Below are 21056 nucleotides of genomic sequence, written 5' to 3'. Positions count from 1 at the left end.
TCTCCTTTACATTTATTTTTGTTATGAGGTATGACTTAACTATACCCGTTATTTAAAAATAAAATTTTAAGCGTCCAGATGTGCTTCCGCTATACTCACTTTTTCAAATGTTTCAGACAATATTTCTAATCCTTGTTGTAATTCATCGTCTGTAATAACAAGCGGTGTTAAGAATCGTAAAACATTACCTTTAATACCAGCAGATAATAATAACAAACCATTTGCATTCGCTGTTTGAATAATTTTTCCAGTCAATGCTTTATTGGGCTGACCGGTTTGATCATCGATGATTTCACAGGCAACCATAGCACCAAGTCTACGAATGTTTGTGATAAATGAATATTGTTCTGCACTGCGATATAAGAAACTTTCAAGTTGTTTTCCAATTTGTTCTGCTTTATTGTTTAAGTCTTCTTCTTCAATGATTTCAATGACTTTTAAAGCAGCTTCACAAGCTAAGGGATTTCCAGCATATGTGCCACCTAGTTCTCCAGGAGATGCACTGTCTATAATTTCCGCTTTTCCAACTACACCGCTTAATGGAAATCCTGCAGCCAATGATTTAGACACAGTTATTAAATCGGGTTCTATATCAAAATGTTCAATCGCAAATGTTTTACCTGTTCGTGCAAAACCTGTTTGAATTTCATCTGCTACAAAAATAATGTCATGCGCTTCACATATTTTTTTAACTGCTTTCACGAATTTTTTATCCGGAATAATAAATCCGCCTTCTCCTTGGACTGGTTCCATCACGATACAAGCTACTTCACTAGGATCTACAGTCTCTATGAAAAAATCATGTAACTTATCAATCATTTGATCAATATAGGCTGCTTCAGATAAGTATTCGGATTTTTCTGAAATATTAGGGTATGGCGCTTGGTAAACCTCTGGTGCAAATGGGCCAAATCCAAGTTTATAAGGCCTTACTTTACTTGTCATAGACATTGTTAAATTTGTACGTCCATGAAAACCTCTTACAAAGGAAACAACTGATTGCCTTCCAGTGTGTTTCCTAGCAATTTTCACTGCATTCTCTACAGCTTCTGCACCTGAATTAAGTAAAATCACTTTTTTATCAAAATCACCAGGTGTAATCTCTGTTAATTTTTGAGCTAAGTTGAGATAGCTTTTATACATAATGACATTGAAGCCAGGATGTATAAAGTTGTCTAGTTGTTCTTTTAAATGTTTGGTTATCTTAGGGTGTGTGTGTCCAACGTTTAATGTACCAATTGCTCCCGCAAAATCTATGAAACGTTCACCTTCTATATCTGTGATCGTAGCACCTTGTGCATGATCTGCAACATGCAGATTACCATTCCCAACACCACGTGCTACATACTTATCACGTTGTCTCTTATAGCTTTCAAATTGATTTGTCATCAATAACCCCTCCTCTTTGCTTCTACATAAGACCTGTAGTTTTCTAAAATTTAAGGGATTATTGGTACAGTGTAAAGTACCAGTTATGACAATTTAATGGAACCAGTTTATTCCCAAATGACTTCTTTTAATCTCTGTACTGCCTGAGGAATCTGCTCTTGCTTGATTTTTGAAAATCCTATAATCAGTGTTTTATATGAACTATTTTTTTCAAGCGCTTTCACAGAAAATCGATTTAGTGTATAAAGCTCAAGTTTCATTTCTTTAGCTCTTGATTCAATTTCTTGGTAGGAAAAGGGTGTGATAACTTCTACAATAAAATGTAAACCTGCTCGCGTATCTTTGATTCGAATATTACTTGTAAAGGTATCGGATAGATGTGTGATGAGTGTTTCTCGTTTCTTTCCATATATTTGATGCATCTTTTTCACGTATTTTTCATAGTAGCCTTCTTTGATCATTAAATTTAATGTAAGTGCGTGAATCGTTGAAAAGTCAGGAATCATATTTAAATTATAGTGATCAAATTGTTTTACTAAATTAATTGGCAAAATCATATAACTCATGCGCAATCCCGGCATTAGCGTTTTCGAAAAAGTACCTAAGTATATCACGCGTTCATTTTTATCAAAACTAAACAGTGAGGGGATATTATCAGTTTCATATTTAAACTCACTATCATAGTCATCTTCTATGATGTAACTTTGTGTTTGACTTGCCCAGTTCAAAAGATCAATACGACGCGACACAGGCATGATGATTCCCATTGGAAATTGATGCGATGGTGTCACTATCGTAGCATCAGGTTGAGCTTGTTTAATTGCTTCAATAGATATCCCCTTATGGTCTAAAGCAATCGGTTTTAACTGTGCAGTTGTTTGACGGATTAGTGTTCTAAACCTTGAGTACCCTGGATTTTCCACTGCAATCTTGATTTCATCTGGTAATAATTGAATCAATTTGGTTAACAGTATATTAGTGCCTGATCCAATGACAATTTGTTCCGGATGACATTGGATACCTCTTTGATAAGACACTAATTTGGCAATCGATTGTCTTAACTCTATTGGCCCTTTAATTTGAGGTATTGAAGATAATTCATGATCATAATTTTCAAATACACGTTTAACGAGTTTAGTCCATACCTCTACTGGAAACGCTGAAATATCGGTACTCATATGAGAAAATGAATAATCGTATGCATCTTCAATTTGCTGTTCTTGAACATTCAAAGATATTTGCGCATTTGGATCAATGATCAATTTTTCTAATGGCTCAATAAAATAACCCTTCCGCTCTTCAGTATAAATATATCCCTCAGCCAGTAGCTGTTCATATGCTGCTTTTACACTATTCACACTAATATTTAAATGTTGTGACATATCTCTTTTGGAAGGTAACTTTTCATGACTTTCATATTTGAATGCGAGAATATCTTCTTTTAATTGGCTATATAATTGACGATAAATGAATTGACCGCTTTCCCGTTGCATTCAATCCCCCCTTTTTACATCATCTGTTCTCCAGTTTTCTCATATCACTCATTATAATGAAAATGAGGACGGTATAGAAATCAAAACGTAAATTTGATTCCATGTCACCGTCCTCATCAGACCAATCTTATGGTTGGAAAATTACAATATGTTATTGGAACTCCAGTGGCATCACGAGCGATAGTTGCATTGATAAATACATACAGTCTTAGAACCTGCCACTTCAATATGCTTTATATTTTATAGAATTGGTGACGCTAATTTAGCAATCGATTGTTTGAACTTAATCCAATTTGATCGCTGTTCATAGCGCTCTTCTGTTAATTCCTTAGATACTTTCATATCTTCTATAAATGCTGCTTTAAGTTCTTTGACAATATTTGCATCATACATAAATGCATTAATTTCAAAATTTAATTCAAAACTACGTATGTCCATATTTGATGAGCCTACACTTGCTACTTCATCATCAATAATCATCATTTTTGAATGAATAAATCCATTTTCATACGTATAAACTTTGACACCATCTCTAATCAACTGCGCGACACTTGTAATTGTGGCCCAGTATACAAAAATATGGTCTGGTTTATTAGGAATAATTAACCGCACGTCTACCCCAGCTTTTGCAGCTATACGCAGTGCATTGATATAACCTTTATCTGGTATAAAATACGGACTGTGCATATAAATTGATTCTTTAGCGTTCATAATCATTTTCATATAGCCAAACTCTATCTGATGCCAGTTATCACTTGGGGCACTGAGTGCAATTTGCATCGGCACATCTCCACCTTGATTTGCATTGTCTGGGAAATACTTATCATTATATTCCAATTGTTCACGGTGTGATTGAGAATTCCAATCGTGGATAAAACTGAGCTGTAACGCGTCAACCCCATCACCTTTAACTCTTAAATGTGTATCACGCCAATAGCCAAATTTTTCATCTAAACCTAAATATTCGTCACCAATATTAAATCCACCCACATAACCAGTCATACCATCAATCACTAAAATTTTACGGTGATTTCTATTGTTTAGTCTGAAATTTATTAATGGAATTTTAGCTTGGAAGAAAGCCTCTACTTGTCCACCAGCTTCTTGGAAGTTTTTGAATTTTGATTTATGTACCGTTTTAGAGCCTACTGCATCATAAAGTATTTTAACTTCCAATCCTTCTTCAGCCTTTTGTTGCAAAATATCGACAATTTCAGATCCCAACTTATCTAATTTCAAAACATAATACTCTAAATGAATATACGATTTCGCATTGCGTAAATCTTCTTTCATTTGGTCAAATAGCGCATGACCATCAGTATAAATGTCGACATTATTATCGTAACTTAAAAATGTTGGTTCTTTCGTTAGCAATGTATTTACAATATCTGCATGTTTTTTAACTAATCGGTTATCTGAATGATTAATCTTGTTGGTAGCATCTGATAACTGTGTTTTCATTCGTTCTTTCACGTCATCTATCTGATTATGGTGAAAGCCTTGTTCCCGTTTTTTCCGTACTGCTCGACCAAAGAATATATAAATAATAAAGCCTAAAATAGGTACTACAAATAGTAGAAATAACCATGCCCAAGTTGCTGTAGCATCTCTGCGATCTCTATCTAAGAATACAATAATAAAGGCAAGTGCTATATTAATAACAAAGAAAAACGCAAGTATACCTCGATAAATCGGGCTTACACTTGGATCAAAAATAAGTTGCATAATGACACCTCATCGTTTCTTTTAGATTTTAATGAAGACTACATAAGTCATCTATGTGACTATTAATGTAGCTCAACTTATCAAATCCAATTAATTTTAAAACTCATAGAAAAACAAAGCATGTTGTAAAATATCGTACAATATTTGAATGATACTGTCTATTGTTCTATTGTTTTTTCTATTGTTCGATTACGCCCTGCTTGTGAGCCGAATAATGTGATTAATAGTGCAGTGATTAATAAAATACTTAATGAACCGATCCATTGACCTGTAACATCGTGTAATATACCAAATAATAAAGGACCTATAGCTGCAAAAAGATAACCCACAGATTGAGCCATACCAGATAACTTTGCTGACGTTTGACTATGTTCTGTTCTTAAACTAAAGAATGTATTAACAAGTCCAAACGCTAAGCCACTTGCAACACCAATTAAAATCGTAGCAATTAAAGCAAATTGTGGTGAAAATAACATTATTGAAACACCCACCACAAAACATAAACCAGTGATAAAAGTTAATAAAAACTGTGATTTCATTTTGGTAGCAAATATAGGTGTAATAAATGTTAATGGGATGATGGAGATTTGCATAATTGATAAATACATCCCGGCTTCACTGATAGACATACCACTTTGAGATAAATATGCTGGCAGCCAATTGATTAGAGAATAAAAAATAAGTGACTGTCCGCCCATCAATATCGTTATTTGCCATGATAATGGCGACTTCCAAACATTGACACTCTCTTTTGGTAATGAGGCCGTTGTTTCTTCCTTATGCTTTAATTGAAACGCCCATATTATAATGGTAATCAATGTAATGACACCAATCGCACTAATAGCAATATTATAATTAAATGCTTTGACGACTGGCGCCGTTCCATATGATGATAATCCTCCAAACACGTTCATAACGACAGTATAATAGCCTGTCATCACACCTATATGTAATGGGAATTTCGCTTTGATCACTGCTGGCGCAAGTACATTACCAAAACCTATACCGACACCGATAAGAATGGTACCTATATATAACCACGAAACACCTGTGATAGAACGTACGATTACACCAATCAGTATTAGCCATAAAGCCACAAAAATTGTACGCTCTAATCCAAAGCGATAACTGGTTTTTGCTGCAAATAGCGAAATAATTGCGAATGCAATCAACGGGACGACTGTAATTACACTAACTGCACTGTTAGACATCGCCAAATCATTTTTTATATCAGGCAACGCAACTCCGATTGAAGTAATTGGCGCCCTTAGATTTGCACCCACTAATAAGACACCGATAAATAAAAGCCAATTAAACGGTTTTACTTTTCTATAATTTTCCATTTTGCTCACCTTACATCATAAATTTTCTAAACAACATTACATATGGTACAATATGTACGTTATAATGTAAATAGGAGCGATTCACGTGTATCATATTCAAAATATTATTGCAAAAAATTTAGCAACTTATCGTAGTAAACATCAGCTTAGTTTAGATAAAATGGCTAACCTAACTGGCGTTAGTAAAAACATGCTAAGTCAAATTGAAAAAGGCGCATCTAATCCAACAATTACAACATTATGGAAGATTGCCAATGGACTTCATTTACCTCTGTCACAACTGACATCAACAAGACAAGAACATATAAACTTCGTAGATGAATCTGACATTATTCCTATTGTTGAAGATAAAGTTAAGATCTTTCCGTATTTTCCTTACGATGATAGAAAGCATTTTGAAATGTTTAAAATGGAAATTCAACCAGGTGGTAAAATGATTTCTGATCCTCATCATTTACAATCTGAAGAGTTTATCATTGTTAATTCAGGCACTTTAAATATTGAAGTCGAACAAACGTCTTATACAATTAGCAGTAACCAAGCTTTTCGTTTTAATAGTGATGTAGCTCATGGTTACTATAACCCAAATAATGAAGTTGTTATACTTACCGCCACAATACATTATCATGTACAATAGCAATCGTAGTAAATTTGCACTCAACATTATTTAATAATCTCACTGCGACAAACAAAAGATAAATAAAAGCCATCATCAAAATGGTCATTAACCTTCTTAAAAATAACGCCAAATGAATACGGTGTGATGTTGTTGCCAAGGTATGACACATTCAACGCTGAACTATCACATACAATCCCAAACGGGGTAGAAATCAAATTTTATCAAATGATTTCTACCCCGCTTGTTTTTAGAAACATTTTATATATCGCGCTTTATTTAATATATAAAGATTTATTACTTTTTATATTATCTTGACGAAAAAAGTTATGTCATATATATTTGACACATCAGAAAGAAGTGATGATTTAAATTGAATAAAGTTAAATACTTTCGCAGTCAACAACAAATATCTCAACTTGCGCTTGCACGTTCCGTAGGCGTTTCACGACAAACGATTAATATGATTGAAAATGATAAATACAATCCATCATTAAATTTATGTATCAATATTGCACAATCATTAAATGTTACATTAAACGATTTATTTTGGGAGGATCATAACGATGAAGAAAAGAGATAAATGGTTATATCAAAACTTCGCCGGTTTAATTGATACACCTGATGAATATCAACGACATGAAATTGATAAAACATTAGCAAAAATTTCAATTATTGCTTTATATACGTTACTTGCCCTTGTTTATTTATCTATTTTCCTTGATATAGAGCGAGAATTTTTATCACCATTTACCGTTGGTGGTGCCCTGTTAATTATTATTCTATTCTGTAGAATGAGCATGAATCGTCTCGGTGCAGATGCTATTGAAATTGAAGTACATCAGCGACATACATATTATAAACTACTAAAAGAAACACGAAATAAAAGGATTATTTTCTTGGTTATAGCCCTAATTTATATGTTAGGGACTGCAACAATCACCGCACCACTACTTGCAGGAAATCCAATGAATTTTAGTTATTTATTAAATATAAGTACCTATATACCCTTTATATTCATTGTCATCTTTACAGTTAACAAAGATTCGCGCATAAAATTAATAGAATAGGAGGCCAATCATCTTGAATAATGAAAAAACACTTCGCTTAATTCCAAACTATAGATTTACTGATGAATATGAACGGCAAGTATTATTAAATCTCTATGCCAAACTATATGTCTGGATATTTTGGGGAACATTGATGATTTCCGCACTAGATTGTTTTATCTCTATGTATTTTCAACAAATACCATTTGTTAGTATCATTGCATTGATTGGATTGATGGTGGCTTCAATCTTACTCACACGCGCACTTCACAATAAAAAAGTAGACCTATTTGATGTCGATTCTAAAGATGAATACCAAAAACATATCAAAAAAGCACGTAACGGCAGTATCCTATTTGCATTTATTATGTTTATAATTTTCAACATCAATAATTACCTTATTCCCTTTGTGACACACCAAGAACTTCCTAAAATCACAGCTTTAAGTTCTCAAATCCCAACGACTGCAACCATTGCCATGATTACAGGATTGATCATATATATGATAGCCAAATCCAAAATCATTCGTACTTATAAAAAATGAAGGCCTAATTTTATGTTGAAAGCAGCGTGAAAAACGCTGCTTTCAATTCTTAGTTATTTTAATAGATAAAGTACGACGTGCCATTTAAAATAAAAAATGCAAATCCATTCGAAAGTACAGCCCTCAAGTTATCGCAGTAAATAGCAATGCAACTTGAGGTGCTATCTTCAAAAATGAAAATGCATTTATTTTAATTATATACTGTTATACCTTAATAAACATCTTTTTATGTTTGAACAGATTAAGATACATGTGCGTGAATATTTCTATTCCAATTGCAGTTTAAGTTATTGTGGATATGTGTAACTTAAATCCCAACCGATATCATATTTATCAATCAACTTGGCATATTTCGCTCCCCAAAACATAGTATCTAGCTCCATTTGAACATTGCCTTCATCTTTCAATTGTTCATAAGCTTCTTCGACTGCCGCTTCACTATCAAATTCTAAAACAATATATACATTTCTATCTTGTAGCATTGTATCATCATCTTTAGGTATATCTGACAGCATGAATAAGTTACCATCAACTTCTAATTGGGCATGAATGATACGATTAGGATCATCTGCAACACTTTCATTCGCTTCACCGTACGTCATTGTATCTTTAATCTCTCCGTTCAACACCTGACTATAAAATGCCAAAGCGTCTTTACATTGACCGTTAAAAAACAAATACGGCACTGTCGATTTCAACATAGTATCCCCTCTTTTTAAATATCGTTTTCTATTATCAAACATACCCTTTTAACATAAATTTAGACAATTCAAGTTTGATATCTAGATTTGAAACACACATAGGTAATTACAATTTTTCATCTTTATAAAAACTTTTCAATATAAAATGCTGATTCTTCAATCGATTTGAATTCCGTATTAATAACTGTAGCATTTAATTTAGCAAATATTTCTTCGGCATACATTAGTTCTTCTTTAATTCTATCGACACTATTATAATCTGTAGGTCCATGTAAACCTAATACTTTCACGCGTTCAGTACGAATATTTAAGATATAGGTAGGACTCGCAGTCAAACCAAATACCTTTAAATTTTTATTTCTAAAGACCTCATCTGGAATATCCACTTCTGGAACTAAAGGGATATTAGCGATTTTATAACCTTTGTTTGCTAAATACATACTTAAAGGCGTCTTTGACGTTCGAGAAACACCTAAAATCAAAGCATCAGCTTCTCCTATATCCGTAAAATGTTTACCGTCATCATATTTCACAGAATATTCCATTGCCTCAATTCTTTTAAAATAGTTGTCATCTAACTTGCGCAAAGCACCACTTTCTAAGATGGGTGAACAATTCGTATGTTCTTGAATAATGCTAATTAAATCAGACATATAATCAACATATGGAATTTGTTGCGCTTGAGCATATGCCTGACCTTTTATGTTAAATTCTGGATTAACTAAAGTCGTTATAACGACTGCACCACGCGCCTTAGCCAAAGAAAGCACATTGAGTAATTCATCTTGATTTTTGATAAAAGGAAATTTTTTAATTTCTATACGCGTGACATCTGGAAATTGTGTTAAGGTCGCATGAATCATTCGCTGTGCTGTCTCACCTATAGAATCAGATACAACGAATAGCGTTAACTGTGTTCTATCATTATCATTTAACACGTAATCTACCGCCTTCGACTTCACTTTGAGCTGTTGATAATAAGGCTCCTGGCACTCTAAATGGAGAACATGATACATAATCCAAATCTAGTTGATTAAAGTATTGAATTGATTTGTGGTCACCGCCTAATTCTCCACATACGCCAATTTTTATCGTTGGATTTGTGGCTTTTGCTTGCTCTGTCGCTTGCTTAATTAATTGTCCAACGCCATCTATATCAAGTGTTTGGAATGGGTCTATTGTTAATATGCCTTGCTCTGAATAAGCGCTAATAAATTTACCAGCATCATCACGTGAGAAACCAAACGTTAATTGTGTTAAATCATTTGTGCCAAAACTAAAGAAATCACATTCTCGTGCTAAATCTCCAGCGATTAGACATGCTCTTGGTGTTTCAATCATCGTTCCAATCATATAGTGAACACTTACTCCCATTTCAGATTGTAAGGCTTCAATGCATTCAACAACTTGTGTCTTTAATGTTGTGAATTCTGAAACAGTTGATACGAGCGGAATCATAATCTCAGGTTGACAATCAATGCCCTGCTTTTTAAGTTTCAATGCACTTTCCATAATAGCTTCTGCTTGCATAATATAAAGTTCAGGGTAAGTAATCGCCAAGCGACACCCACGATGCCCTAACATTGGATTAACTTCATTTAAACTTTCTATATAATGGTCTAACTCTGCAACAGACACGTTGAGTTGGCTTGCCACACTATTTTTTTCCTCTGTTGAGTTAGGTGAAAATTCATGTAAAGGTGGATCTAATAAACGGATAATCGTCGGACGTTCTCCAGATAACTTTAATATCGTTTCAAAATCTTCTTTTTGATATTGTTTAATTTTATTTAAAGCATTCACTCTTTTATCTTGTGTATCAGATAAAATGAAACGTCTCATTTCAATCAAACGTTCAGGGCCAAAAAACATATGCTCAGTACGAACTAAACCAATACCTTTCGCACCAAATTGGTAGCCAGCTTGAATATCTTGTGATGTTTCTGCATTCATGCGAACATCTAATCTTGCAATTTCTTCTGACCATTGCATAAATTGTTCAAAAGCCTTACTTCTCTCAGCTTTAATCGTTTCAACTTCTCCTAAATAAATATCACCTTTAGCGCCATCAACTGAGATAATGTCCCCTTCGTTTAATGTTCCGTTAGGATATGTTACTTTTTTATCCTTAACATTAATTTCAACGTCTGAACATCCTGTCACACAACATTTACCCATTCCTCTAGCTACAACTGCAGCATGGGAAGTCATACCACCATGTGTGGTAACTATCGCTTCACTTGCAACCATACCTTCAATATCTTCAGGTGAGGTTTCAGGTCTCATCAATATTACTTTATATCCCTGTTCAGCTTTGAATTTTGCAGTTTCAGCAGAAAACACGATTTCACCACTCGCTGCACCCGGACTAGCAGGAAGTCCCATTTTCGAAACAGCTGTAGCTCTCTCAAGTGCTTTATCATCAAAATTAGGATGTAATAATTGCTCAATTGATTTTACTTCTACATTCATAACTGCTTCATTTTTAGAAATAATACCTTCTTCGACTAAATCTACTGCAATATGAATGGCTGCATTAGCAGTTCGTTTACCACTGCGTGTTTGTAAGACATATAGTTGCTCATTTTCAATAGTAAATTCAATATCTTGCATATCTTTATAGTGTTTTTCTAATTGTTGAGAAACTTCTAAAAACTGTTGATGAACATGAGGCATTTGTGCTTTTAATGTGCTGATATCTTTTGGCGTTCTAATACCAGCGACAACATCTTCTCCTTGAGCATTCAACAAATATTCACCAAACAATTTTGCTTCACCAGTTACTGGATTACGCGTAAATGCAACACCTGTCCCACTTTGTGCACCACTATTACCAAAAACCATCTCCTGAATATTAACTGCAGTGCCAATATCGTGTGGTATTTCATTTAATTGACGATATACACGTGCGCGATCATTGTCCCATGATTTAAAAACTGCTTCAATTGCTTCTGTTAATTGTACAATTGGCTCCTGTGGGAATGGTTTATAAACTTCTTCCAAATAAACACTTTTAAAATGATCACATATTTCTTCTAATCCTTCAGCTGGAATATCTGCATCATTTTGGTAATTGTGTTGTGCTTTATATTGATTAAAATATGTATCGAATGAAGTCATCGGTATGCCGTATACGACTTCGCCAAACATTTGTAATAATCTACGGTAACAGTCATATGCAAAACGTGCATCATCTGTTTTTTCTGCTAATGTTTTAACATTAAAATCATTCAACCCCAAGTTTAAAATGGTATCCATCATGCCTGGCATGGAAATTTTTGCGCCACTTCTTACAGAAACTAATAATAAGGATTCTTTAGAAGAAAATGATTTTTGAGTGCGTTGTGAAAATGCTTCTAATTGTTCATGTAATTGTCCAACTAATTCATCTGAAAGGTGAGCGCCTTGCTTTAAATACTCAATACACGCCTTTGTAGTAAGCGTAAAACCGTCCGGCACAGGTAACCCTAACCGTTTCATTTCAGCTAAATTAGCTCCCTTACCTCCTAATAAATCTTTCATGGCTTTATTGCCTTCATCAAATGCATAAATATATTTTGTCATACTGATTCACCTCAAATTTTTAATATGTCATACTAATTATTATAGAGTATGTCATATTACTTTATAAAAAACAACCAAAATTTTAACGGTTGCTCTTTATCATTCACTTTCGTAACCTACTGAGCTAAAAAAAGCATATAAAAAGCCTTAAGCAACACGAGTTCATCGTATTGCTTAAGACTTTTTATTTTTTATCGTATGACATAATTAAAATATTAAAATGATTATCCGTTTAGACTGCTATTATTTTTAAAATTTGTATGTCGTTGCATGCTAGCAGCTCATCTATTACATGTATGATTGATCTTTGATTGCTTCAAAGTGTTTTTTTATGTGTCTAACCTTTTTATTATTCTTACTAAACTTTCTAATGAAGTGATTTTATTGCTTTCGTCGCTAACACCATATTGCAATCTGTAATTTAACAGCATCAGAGTATTTTTTTGGGTTTAATCCTGTTTCTTTTTCACATTTTTCTAACCTATACAATAAAGTATTTCTATGGATATACAATTTTTTAGCAGTTTGCGTTATATTTAAATCATTTTCAAAGAAACTTTTTAGTGTATCGATACTCTGTTGACCCACATCACTTAATATTCTTTTTTTAAATCGTTCTCTTATGTTCTTATCAATTTGATATAAAAGTGTTTTTTCTTCTATATCTTCAAATGAGGTTACAACCTTTTCATTTTCAGCCAACATAAACACTAACTCACACTCTTCATATGCATTTTTAAAATCTTTTAATCTTTTAAACATAAGACTTGAAGCCATTTGAACGTTAAGCTCTAAGTTTTGAAATATTTGATATATATGATTGATTTTATTATCTAAAGCTTGCACTGACTGAGCAGTAGCAAGAATAACAATACGGTTATAATTCGTAAATGCAATTGTAAATGAACGGGCGTCTATCCTACTCGTTAATGAACGTACAATGCTATTTCTAGAAAAAATCTGCTTTTCAATATCGATAATAATACATTTTCTATAGGTTAATAAATCGATATTGAGTTGTTTCATTAAATATTGAATAAAGGATTTTGATGATTCACTTTTTAACAACTCCTCTATAAATAATTCTTGACTCCGTATTTGCCCTTCCAATTCATATGTAAAATAATTCTGATAAATTAACAATTCTGTAGACATTTTAACTAAATCTGCTACATGTGTAATTTGACTAGGATTACCTGTAATACCGATAACACCTACTATATTATCTTGAAAAATAATAGGTAAGTTAATACCTGCCTGCGTACCTTTAAGATGTAAACTGTCTTTCTGGTTAATTACCACGGTTTTTTCTTGTTTCAACACTTCTATAGCACCTTCGTGTAGCGTACCGATACGTCTTTTATCGAAAGACGCAATAATTACTCCATTAAAATTCATAATATTAATGTTAGTTTTGGTTCTTTTAGCTGTTTCATTAACGATTAACGTTGCCATTTCTTCAGTCAATATATCCATTTATCTCACCACTTGTTATTTATATACAAATTTAAAATATTATTTTTGTATAGTTTAACCCTTTTTCCAAAATAGTAAAATCGTTAAACTTAGAACAATACATTTTAGAAAACGCTTTCTTATAAAGGAGAAATTCACAATGGAAATCATATTAGCACCTGATTCATTTAAAGGAAGTATGAAGGCAAGCGAAGTAACCAAGTATATGAAAGATTCTATATTAGAAGTTTTCCCTGAATCTACCATTCATGATTTACCCATCGGTGATGGTGGCGAAGGAACAATGGAAGCATTAATAAATGCAACAAATGGTTCGTTTACTACAGTCAGTGTAACCGGACCACTTGGTGACAAAGTAACAGCTCAATACGGTATTTTAGATAATCATACTTGTGTCATTGAAATGGCAGAAGCTTCAGGATTAAAGCATTTAGATCAAGACGAATTAAACCCTTTATATACGACAACGTATGGTACAGGCGAATTAATTTTACATGCTTTGAATCACGGATATCAAAATTTCATCCTGGCGATTGGTGGTTCAGCTACAAATGACGCTGGCGCAGGTATGTTGCAAGCTTTAGGAGCAGATTTAAAGAATAACCAAAATCATTCAATACATTTTGGAGGTGGAGAACTACAAAATTTAGCTCAAATTGACTTATCGAATTTTGATCCTCGAATCGCTTATTGTAATTTTATTATAGCGACTGATGTTCAAAATCCATTAGTAGGACCTAATGGCGCATCATTTATTTTTGGGAAACAAAAAGGTGCATCTGCACAAAATATGCATCAACTCGATGATAACCTCACTCATTGGGCTAATCTAGTTGAACACACTACAGGCATAAGGCTACACGATTTACCTGGTGCTGGCGCAGCAGGTGGTTTAGGAGGTGCTTTCAAAGCATTTTTCCCAAGTTACTTTAAAGAAGGTATCCAGGTAGTTATGGAATATATACAATTTGAGAAATACTTAAAGCAAGCAGACTTAATCCTTACTGGAGAAGGAAAAATCGATCAGCAATCTTTTTATGGTAAAGCACCAATTGGCATTGCAAAATGTGCTAAAAAGTATAATGTACCAGTTATTTTTATAGGAGGATCAGTAGAAGTAGATGAAAAAGACTTAAAAGACAGTGGTATACTCAGCGCATTTAGTTTAAGTAATGGACCTATGTCATTAGAAGAAACATTTTCAAAGTCGGAAAAATTGATAAAACAAACAACCAAGAATATTGTAAAAACATTTTTCCATAACCAATAACATATTAAGGGGATGTTAGTTATGAGAATTAACCTTTATTTGTACCGCATTTACTGGTATCATTGCCTTTAAAATATTTAAAGAAAAGAGTGTAATTGCACCAATTTCTGAATCATCTACAGCAGGTAACGCAGTATCTACACCTGCTGCAGTAGTTGCTGCTGCTTCTACGGCGCTCGCAAATGGTAATCTGAGTCAAAGTGAGTATGCTATGATTGAGAAAGTAGCACCTATCGCCACAGCACAAATTTCAATTTCGGCTATTACTACAGCAATATTATGTCCAATAGCAGTCATATTGATTGATAGGTATCAAAAAAGTAAAGGAATATATGGAACAAAGGAATATGTTACTCAATCGACCCAAATACATCCTAATGCGGAAATAAAATCACATTTTTATGAAAGCGCTTCATATAAGGAGGAAGATCGACCTTGAATACAGAAATATTATATGGAAAGTCAAACCTTAATATAGAATTACCTGAAAACTGCGTCTTAATAGAGCCAACACCTATACCTGCACTCGAAAATGATAAACAAGCCATACGTGATGCATTAAAGAATCCTATAAATTCGGATCCGCTGGAAGATTTAGTAAAATCCAATCAGACTGTTTCAATCGTTATTAGTGATATCACGCGCCCTACACCCAATCATATACTTGTACCTCTTATTATAGAATGCCTTGCACATGTACCTTTAGAAAATATTGTTATCATTAATGGTACTGGTACACATCGAGATCAAACTAAAGATGAATTGATACAAATGTTAGGTGAAGATATCGTAAACAATATTAGAATTGTACATAATCATTGTAATGATAAGCAAACTTTAAAAAAAGTTGGCCATAGTAAATACGGCTGTGATGTTTATTTAAACAAAGATTATGTAGATTCTGATTTCAAAATTGTAACTGGCTTTATAGAACCACATTTCTTTGCTGGATTTTCAGGAGGACCAAAAGGAATCATGCCTGGTATTGCAGGTATAGAAACGATTATGACATTTCACAATGCCAAAATGATCGGTGATATTCGTTCTACTTGGGGGAATATGACAGACAATCCAGTACAAGATATGACTCGAGAAATTAATGCCATGTGCAAACCTGACTTTATGCTCAATGTAACATTGAACAAAGAAAAAGAAATTACAGAAGTCTTTGCTGGAGAACTGTATAAAGCACATGATTTGGGATGTGCTTATGCTAAAAAACACGCTATGTTCAAATGTGACCATCGCTTTGACGTCGTTATCGCATCTAATTCTGGTTATCCACTTGACCAAAATTTATATCAAACAGTTAAAGGAATGAGTGCTGCTCATAAAGTGGTTAAAGAAGGCGGCAGTATTATCATGTTATCTGAATGCAGCGATGGTTTTCCAAATCATGGTAATTATGCAGAAATACTGAAAATGGCAGACACCCCAGAAGCACTTGTCAAAATGATTAATGATCCAAACTTCGCCATGCTAGATCAGTGGCAAGTTCAAAAACAAGCTGTGATTCAAACTTTTGCCAATGTGTATTTATATTCCAAATTAACTGATCAACAAGCAAAAGATGCTATGTTACATCCTGTTTCAAATATTGAAGCAACATTAAAAACTTTAGAACGACAATATGGGAAAGACATGACTATTGGCGTTATGCCACTCGGCCCACTTACCATACCGTATGTAGAATCATAATTTTCAATACGTCCAAAAATATTTAAGGAGGAAATTTAAATGATGACTAAATTACAGAATAAAGAATTTAAACTTGAAATGCTTTTAAAAGAAATGGAGACAGTAGTTATTGCTTTTTCAGGCGGTGTCGATAGTAGCTTAGTTCTGAAAAAAGCAATTGATGTATTAGGTACCAATAATGTAAAAGCAGTGATAGTTAAATCAGAATTATTTAGAAACGAAGAATTTAATCAGGCTATAGAACTTGGAAACACGTTAAATGCAGATATCGTAGAGACGGAAATAGCAGAATTAAAAGACCCACACATCATAAAAAACACACCCGACAGTTGGTATTACAGCAAATGTTTATTATACGCAAAACTAGAAGCATTAAGAAAAACATTTGGATTCAATTATGTGTTAGACGGCATGATTATGGACGATATTTCAGATTTCCGACCAGGTCTTAAAGCGAGATCTGAATACGGGGTGAGAAGCGTTTTACAAGAAGTTGAACTTTATAAAGATGAAGTACGAGAACTAAGCAAATCAAATGGCTTACCGGTTTGGGATAAGCCTGCACTTTGTAGCTTAGCTTCTCGTATCCCTTATGGTGAACCACTTAGTTTCAACAAAGTTAATAAAGTTAATGAAGCTGAAAAATTCATTTTAGATTTAGATATTAATAACGTGAGAGTACGTTATCACGACAACATAGCACGTATCGAAGTTGATGAAACAGATATTGTTACGATAATTCAACATAAAGACCAAATTTCACTACGACTTAAAGAGCTTGGCTTTGACTATGTCACAATTGATTTAGAAGGCTATCGCACTGGTAGTATGAATGAGGTCATACAATCTTAATTTTAACGCTATAGTATAAAGGTGGTTTAACTATGACAGATAAATATGATTCCATCGAATCATTATTGCAAGCAGTAAAATCAGATCAATTATCAATATCTGAGGCTAAATCAGAATTAAGTCAATATGATGAATTAGGTTTTGCAAAAATCGACCTACATCGTAGAAAGCGACAAGGATTTCCAGAAGTAATATTTGGCGAAGGTAAAACTGAGCAACAACTAGTGAAAATCATTCACTCATTAATATTACACGAAGAAACAATTTTAATTACTCGTGTTAATAATGAAAAAGCCCATTTTATTTGTGAAACATATCCTCAATTGGTACATCATGCAACAGCACAAATCGTTTGTACATCTTTAGAGCATATTACCAAGACACAACGTCAAGCTGCTATTATTTGTGCAGGTACGTCTGACCTTCCTGTAGCGGAAGAAGCTGCTATAACAGCAGAAGTAATGGGAATCTCAGTAAAAAGATTTTACGATGTTGGAGTTTCTGGTATCCACCGTCTTTTCGCTCATATTGATGATATTCGCAATTGCAATGTATCTGTAGTAATAGCTGGCATGGAAGGCGCGTTAGCAAGTGTAGTTGCTGGCTTGGTTGACCATCCTGTCTATGCCGTACCAACAAGTATTGGTTATGGTGCAAATCTAGATGGTATCACTACATTATTATCAATGATCAATTCATGTGCACCTGGTTCTAGTGTACTTAATATTGATAATGGCTTTGGCGGTGGTTATAACGCTGCTATGATTGTCAATATGTTGGAACAACATTAAGGGATGGAGTGAATGATATGACGAATACAATATATTTAGATTGCCATGCGGGTATTGCAGGTGACATGTTGCTATCTTCTCTAGTAGACTTAGGTGCAAATATAGCTTACATTGAATCTCATTTACAAAAGTTGCCACTTAATGATTTTAAATTGCACTTTTCTAATCAAACCAAGCAAGGTATTCAAGCCAAACAACTAGATATTGATTTTAGTGAAACAACACACCATAGAACAGCTTCTGATATTACAAAAATGATACAGGATAGTGATTTACCCGCAAGAGTTAAAGTACGAAGCCAAAAAGTCTTTGATACGATTGCTCACGCAGAAGCTAAAATTCATGGGATGTCCGTTGAAGAAGTACATTTTCATGAAGTAGGCGCTATGGATTCCATTATCGATATTATCGGCGGTTGCCTTGCTTTAGAAAATTTGAAAATTGATGAGTTACACGCTTCCCCAATTCCAACAGGTGGAGGTAAAATAAATATCGCTCATGGATTATATCCTGTGCCTGCACCAGCAACGGCAGAAATTTTAAAAGGTATACCGCTTGCTTCTTTTGATATTAATAGCGAATTAACGACGCCAACCGGAGCAGCTTTTATTAAAGCATTAGCATCTAAAATTGGTCCTTTACCTTCTGTCACAATAGAAGAAATTGGTTATGGAAGTGGCACCAAAGACTTTGATTTTCCAAACATTTTAAGAGCAATTCAATTTAAAACTAAAGACAATACACCAACACAAGTCCAAGTAATAGAAAGTCAGATAGATGACATGTCTGCTGAGATGTTAAGTTACTTTCTTGAACAAGTTTTAGAAGATGGTGCATTAGATGCATACTTCACACCTATCACCATGAAAAAAAGCAGACCAGCCACTCAAATCACAGTCATTTGTAAATTAGAAAATGCACAATTTTTCGAAGACTATGTTTTAAAAAATACATCTACATTAGGAATTAGAAGTTACACGGTTAATCGTAAAGTACTCCATAGACAATTCGAAACAATTCATACAAATTATGGAGCGATTTTAGTAAAAACAGCCATGTTAAATGGAAAAATAATTAAGGCAAAACCAGAATTTGAAGATGTGAGAAACGCTGCAATTCAAGCAAATAAACCATTCTTACATGTATACAATCATATTAATCAAGAGATTCAAAAACATATACAATTTGACTGAATTTCTTAAACCTTATGCCACATAAGTACTAATAGAATAAGCCTATAACTGAAATTCTATAAATTTCAGTTATAGGCTTACTTCATCTTAGTAGTTAATATGTTTAATTACTTTTAGCGTTTTCTGGCTTTTGAGCATCCGGATTGGTGTATTTTGATGGATTGTAATCGGCGCCTTTCGTATAGTCAGCAGAAGCATCCCATAATAAAAATTCATGAATATTATGATCTTTTAACGCTTGTACTTGTGCAGTTACTTCCGCTTTGTCATAGGATTTATACTGCCCTTCTCCTAAATAAGAGGCTGTAAAATCTTGAAGCCATGGACGAGATTTAACCTTTTTAGGGTCGATACCTTGCAGTGCTTCTTTTTCTTTATCAAGATAACGATCCACTGTTTTATATGGTTCTGTATCTGGCGCTTCTAATCCAAAATCTCCTGGGCTCCAATGAGAAGGATAAATCATCGATGAAATGACATCTACATTTTTGGCGATTTTAGGGAAGCTTTGCCCAATACCTGGTGTTTCTTTAACCGTAGCTGCGTAACCAAAAACATCCGCAGATGTTTGAACATCATATGATTTTAAATCTTTACGTGCAGTTTTCAAAAAATTAGTAATCGTATCTACACGTTGCTCAACATGGTTTAAATCACTATTTTTATACTTTCCATTTGAATATTGTAGTGATTTATCTTTGTTTTCAAATCCTTCAGGAAATCGAACATAGTCAAATTGAACTTCTTTAAATCCTGCTTTAGCCGCTTCTTTTGCAACTGCAATATTATATTTCCATACTTTATCATTAAAAGGATTTAAAAAACTATCCCCGCCTTCACTTTCCCAAACATTACCATCAGACGTTTTAAATGACCAATCAGGTTTTTCTTCAGACAATCTAGAATCTTTAAATGTAACAATACGTGCAATTGGATAAATATTGTTTTTTTCCATTGCTTTTATGACTTTTTTTACGTCAACACGATTCACTGTATTGCTGCTAATCAATTTATTGTCACTTTTAAAGTCCATCGTTATATTTCCTTCATCATCTTTAACGTCAATTACCATGGCATTTAATTCAGTTTCATTTATAAATTGTATAAGTTCTTCAAAATTTTCCCCTTTTGCTGAATCCGGTGTTACATAGATACCTTTCACACCATCTTTTGGATAATCAACATCACTATATGTATGCTTTTTTGATTTGTTTGAACTTTCTTTACCTTCATTTGTTTCTTTCTCATTGTTAGAACCACTGTTACAAGCTGACATCATTAATACGGTCACAAATAATATCACTATAAATTTCCATACCTTCATTGAATTATCTCCCTCTCCCTTAATCAAT

The 21056-nt window shown here is 33.6% G+C and carries 19 protein-coding genes; 10 read left to right on the top strand and 9 right to left on the bottom strand.

What is annotated here, in order from left to right; genetic code table 11:
- Positions 1-66: 66 nt before the first annotated feature.
- From gabT to KA883_RS02510, 4 genes are all read right to left on the bottom strand, one after another.
- Positions 67-1389: a 4-aminobutyrate--2-oxoglutarate transaminase gene (gabT, locus tag KA883_RS02525; RefSeq protein WP_046206617.1), complete on the bottom strand. Its 1323-nt coding sequence runs from the start codon at positions 1387-1389 to the stop codon at positions 67-69.
- A gap of 107 nt (positions 1390-1496) precedes the next feature.
- Positions 1497-2882 (bottom strand): MocR-like transcriptional regulator GabR, encoded by a 1386-nt coding sequence (gene gabR, locus KA883_RS02520; RefSeq protein ID WP_105873979.1) that lies wholly within the window; start codon positions 2880-2882, stop codon positions 1497-1499.
- Positions 2883-3122: 240 nt separating this feature from the next.
- Positions 3123-4607: a cardiolipin synthase gene (gene cls, locus KA883_RS02515; RefSeq protein WP_046206615.1), complete on the bottom strand. Its 1485-nt coding sequence runs from the start codon at positions 4605-4607 to the stop codon at positions 3123-3125.
- A 158-nt stretch (positions 4608-4765) separates the two neighbouring features.
- On the bottom strand, positions 4766-5950 hold the full coding sequence (locus KA883_RS02510) for a CynX/NimT family MFS transporter (protein WP_046206614.1): 1185 nt from the start codon (positions 5948-5950) through the stop codon (positions 4766-4768).
- An 85-nt stretch (positions 5951-6035) separates the two neighbouring features.
- Between KA883_RS02510 and KA883_RS02505 the strand changes: the two genes are divergently transcribed.
- From KA883_RS02505 to KA883_RS02490, 4 genes are all read left to right on the top strand, one after another.
- A complete protein-coding gene (locus tag KA883_RS02505) occupies positions 6036-6587 on the top strand; it encodes a helix-turn-helix domain-containing protein (RefSeq protein ID WP_046206613.1) in 552 nt (183 codons plus the stop codon).
- Between the two features lie 352 nt (positions 6588-6939).
- Entirely contained in the window at positions 6940-7149 is a 210-nt protein-coding gene (locus KA883_RS02500) for a helix-turn-helix transcriptional regulator (protein WP_046206612.1), read from the top strand.
- Entirely contained in the window at positions 7133-7636 is a 504-nt protein-coding gene (locus tag KA883_RS02495; RefSeq protein ID WP_046206611.1) for a hypothetical protein, read from the top strand. Before KA883_RS02500 ends, KA883_RS02495 begins: the two co-directional genes overlap by 17 nt.
- A gap of 13 nt (positions 7637-7649) precedes the next feature.
- Entirely contained in the window at positions 7650-8159 is a 510-nt protein-coding gene (locus KA883_RS02490) for a DUF3278 domain-containing protein (RefSeq protein WP_046206610.1), read from the top strand.
- Positions 8160-8446: 287 nt separating this feature from the next.
- On the opposite strand, the gene KA883_RS02485 is transcribed toward KA883_RS02490, so the two are convergent.
- The 4 genes from KA883_RS02485 to KA883_RS02470 form a co-directional block, all read right to left on the bottom strand.
- Positions 8447-8860 (bottom strand): VOC family protein, encoded by a 414-nt coding sequence (locus tag KA883_RS02485; protein WP_046206609.1) that lies wholly within the window; start codon positions 8858-8860, stop codon positions 8447-8449.
- A 122-nt stretch (positions 8861-8982) separates the two neighbouring features.
- Entirely contained in the window at positions 8983-9798 is an 816-nt protein-coding gene (locus KA883_RS02480) for a pyruvate, water dikinase regulatory protein (RefSeq protein WP_046206608.1), read from the bottom strand.
- Positions 9788-12424 carry a pyruvate, phosphate dikinase gene (gene ppdK / locus KA883_RS02475; protein WP_046206607.1) on the bottom strand — a complete coding sequence of 879 codons (2637 nt, stop codon included), beginning with the start codon at positions 12422-12424 and terminating at the stop codon, positions 9788-9790. The genes KA883_RS02480 and ppdK overlap by 11 nt, the downstream gene beginning before the upstream one ends.
- Positions 12425-12820: 396 nt before the next feature.
- On the bottom strand, positions 12821-13900 hold the full coding sequence (locus KA883_RS02470) for a CdaR family transcriptional regulator (RefSeq protein WP_046206606.1): 1080 nt from the start codon (positions 13898-13900) through the stop codon (positions 12821-12823).
- 139 nt (positions 13901-14039) lie between these two features.
- On the opposite strand from KA883_RS02470, the gene KA883_RS02465 reads away from it, so the two are divergent.
- From KA883_RS02465 to larC, 6 genes are read left to right on the top strand one after another with little or no spacing between them, the layout of a single operon-like run.
- Positions 14040-15170 (top strand): glycerate kinase, encoded by a 1131-nt coding sequence (locus tag KA883_RS02465; RefSeq protein ID WP_046206605.1) that lies wholly within the window; start codon positions 14040-14042, stop codon positions 15168-15170.
- A gap of 37 nt (positions 15171-15207) precedes the next feature.
- A complete protein-coding gene (locus KA883_RS02460) occupies positions 15208-15609 on the top strand; it encodes a 2-keto-3-deoxygluconate permease (RefSeq protein WP_268989452.1) in 402 nt (133 codons plus the stop codon).
- A complete protein-coding gene (gene larA, locus KA883_RS02455) occupies positions 15606-16868 on the top strand; it encodes a nickel-dependent lactate racemase (RefSeq protein ID WP_046206604.1) in 1263 nt (420 codons plus the stop codon). Before KA883_RS02460 ends, larA begins: the two co-directional genes overlap by 4 nt.
- A 42-nt stretch (positions 16869-16910) precedes the next feature.
- Entirely contained in the window at positions 16911-17720 is an 810-nt protein-coding gene (larE, locus tag KA883_RS02450; RefSeq protein ID WP_046206963.1) for an ATP-dependent sacrificial sulfur transferase LarE, read from the top strand.
- A 32-nt stretch (positions 17721-17752) separates the two neighbouring features.
- Positions 17753-18511, top strand: coding sequence for a nickel pincer cofactor biosynthesis protein LarB (gene larB / locus KA883_RS02445; RefSeq protein WP_046206603.1), 759 nt, complete (start codon positions 17753-17755; stop codon positions 18509-18511).
- Positions 18512-18528: 17 nt separating this feature from the next.
- The gene (larC, locus tag KA883_RS02440; protein WP_046206602.1) at positions 18529-19704 is read left to right on the top strand and encodes a nickel pincer cofactor biosynthesis protein LarC; all 1176 of its coding nucleotides are present in this window, start codon (positions 18529-18531) and stop codon (positions 19702-19704) included.
- A 103-nt stretch (positions 19705-19807) separates the two neighbouring features.
- Here larC and KA883_RS02435 read toward each other — a convergent pair whose 3' ends face one another.
- Positions 19808-21028, bottom strand: coding sequence for a putative glycoside hydrolase (locus KA883_RS02435; protein ID WP_046206601.1), 1221 nt, complete (start codon positions 21026-21028; stop codon positions 19808-19810).
- Positions 21029-21056 lie beyond the last annotated feature (28 nt).

It is taken from the genome of Staphylococcus sp. GDY8P54P, assembly GCF_017892645.1.
Lineage (GTDB): Bacteria > Bacillota > Bacilli > Staphylococcales > Staphylococcaceae > Staphylococcus > Staphylococcus ureilyticus.
The sequence above is the reverse complement of the archived record's forward strand: the minus strand, read 5'-3'. Positions and strand labels throughout refer to the sequence as shown.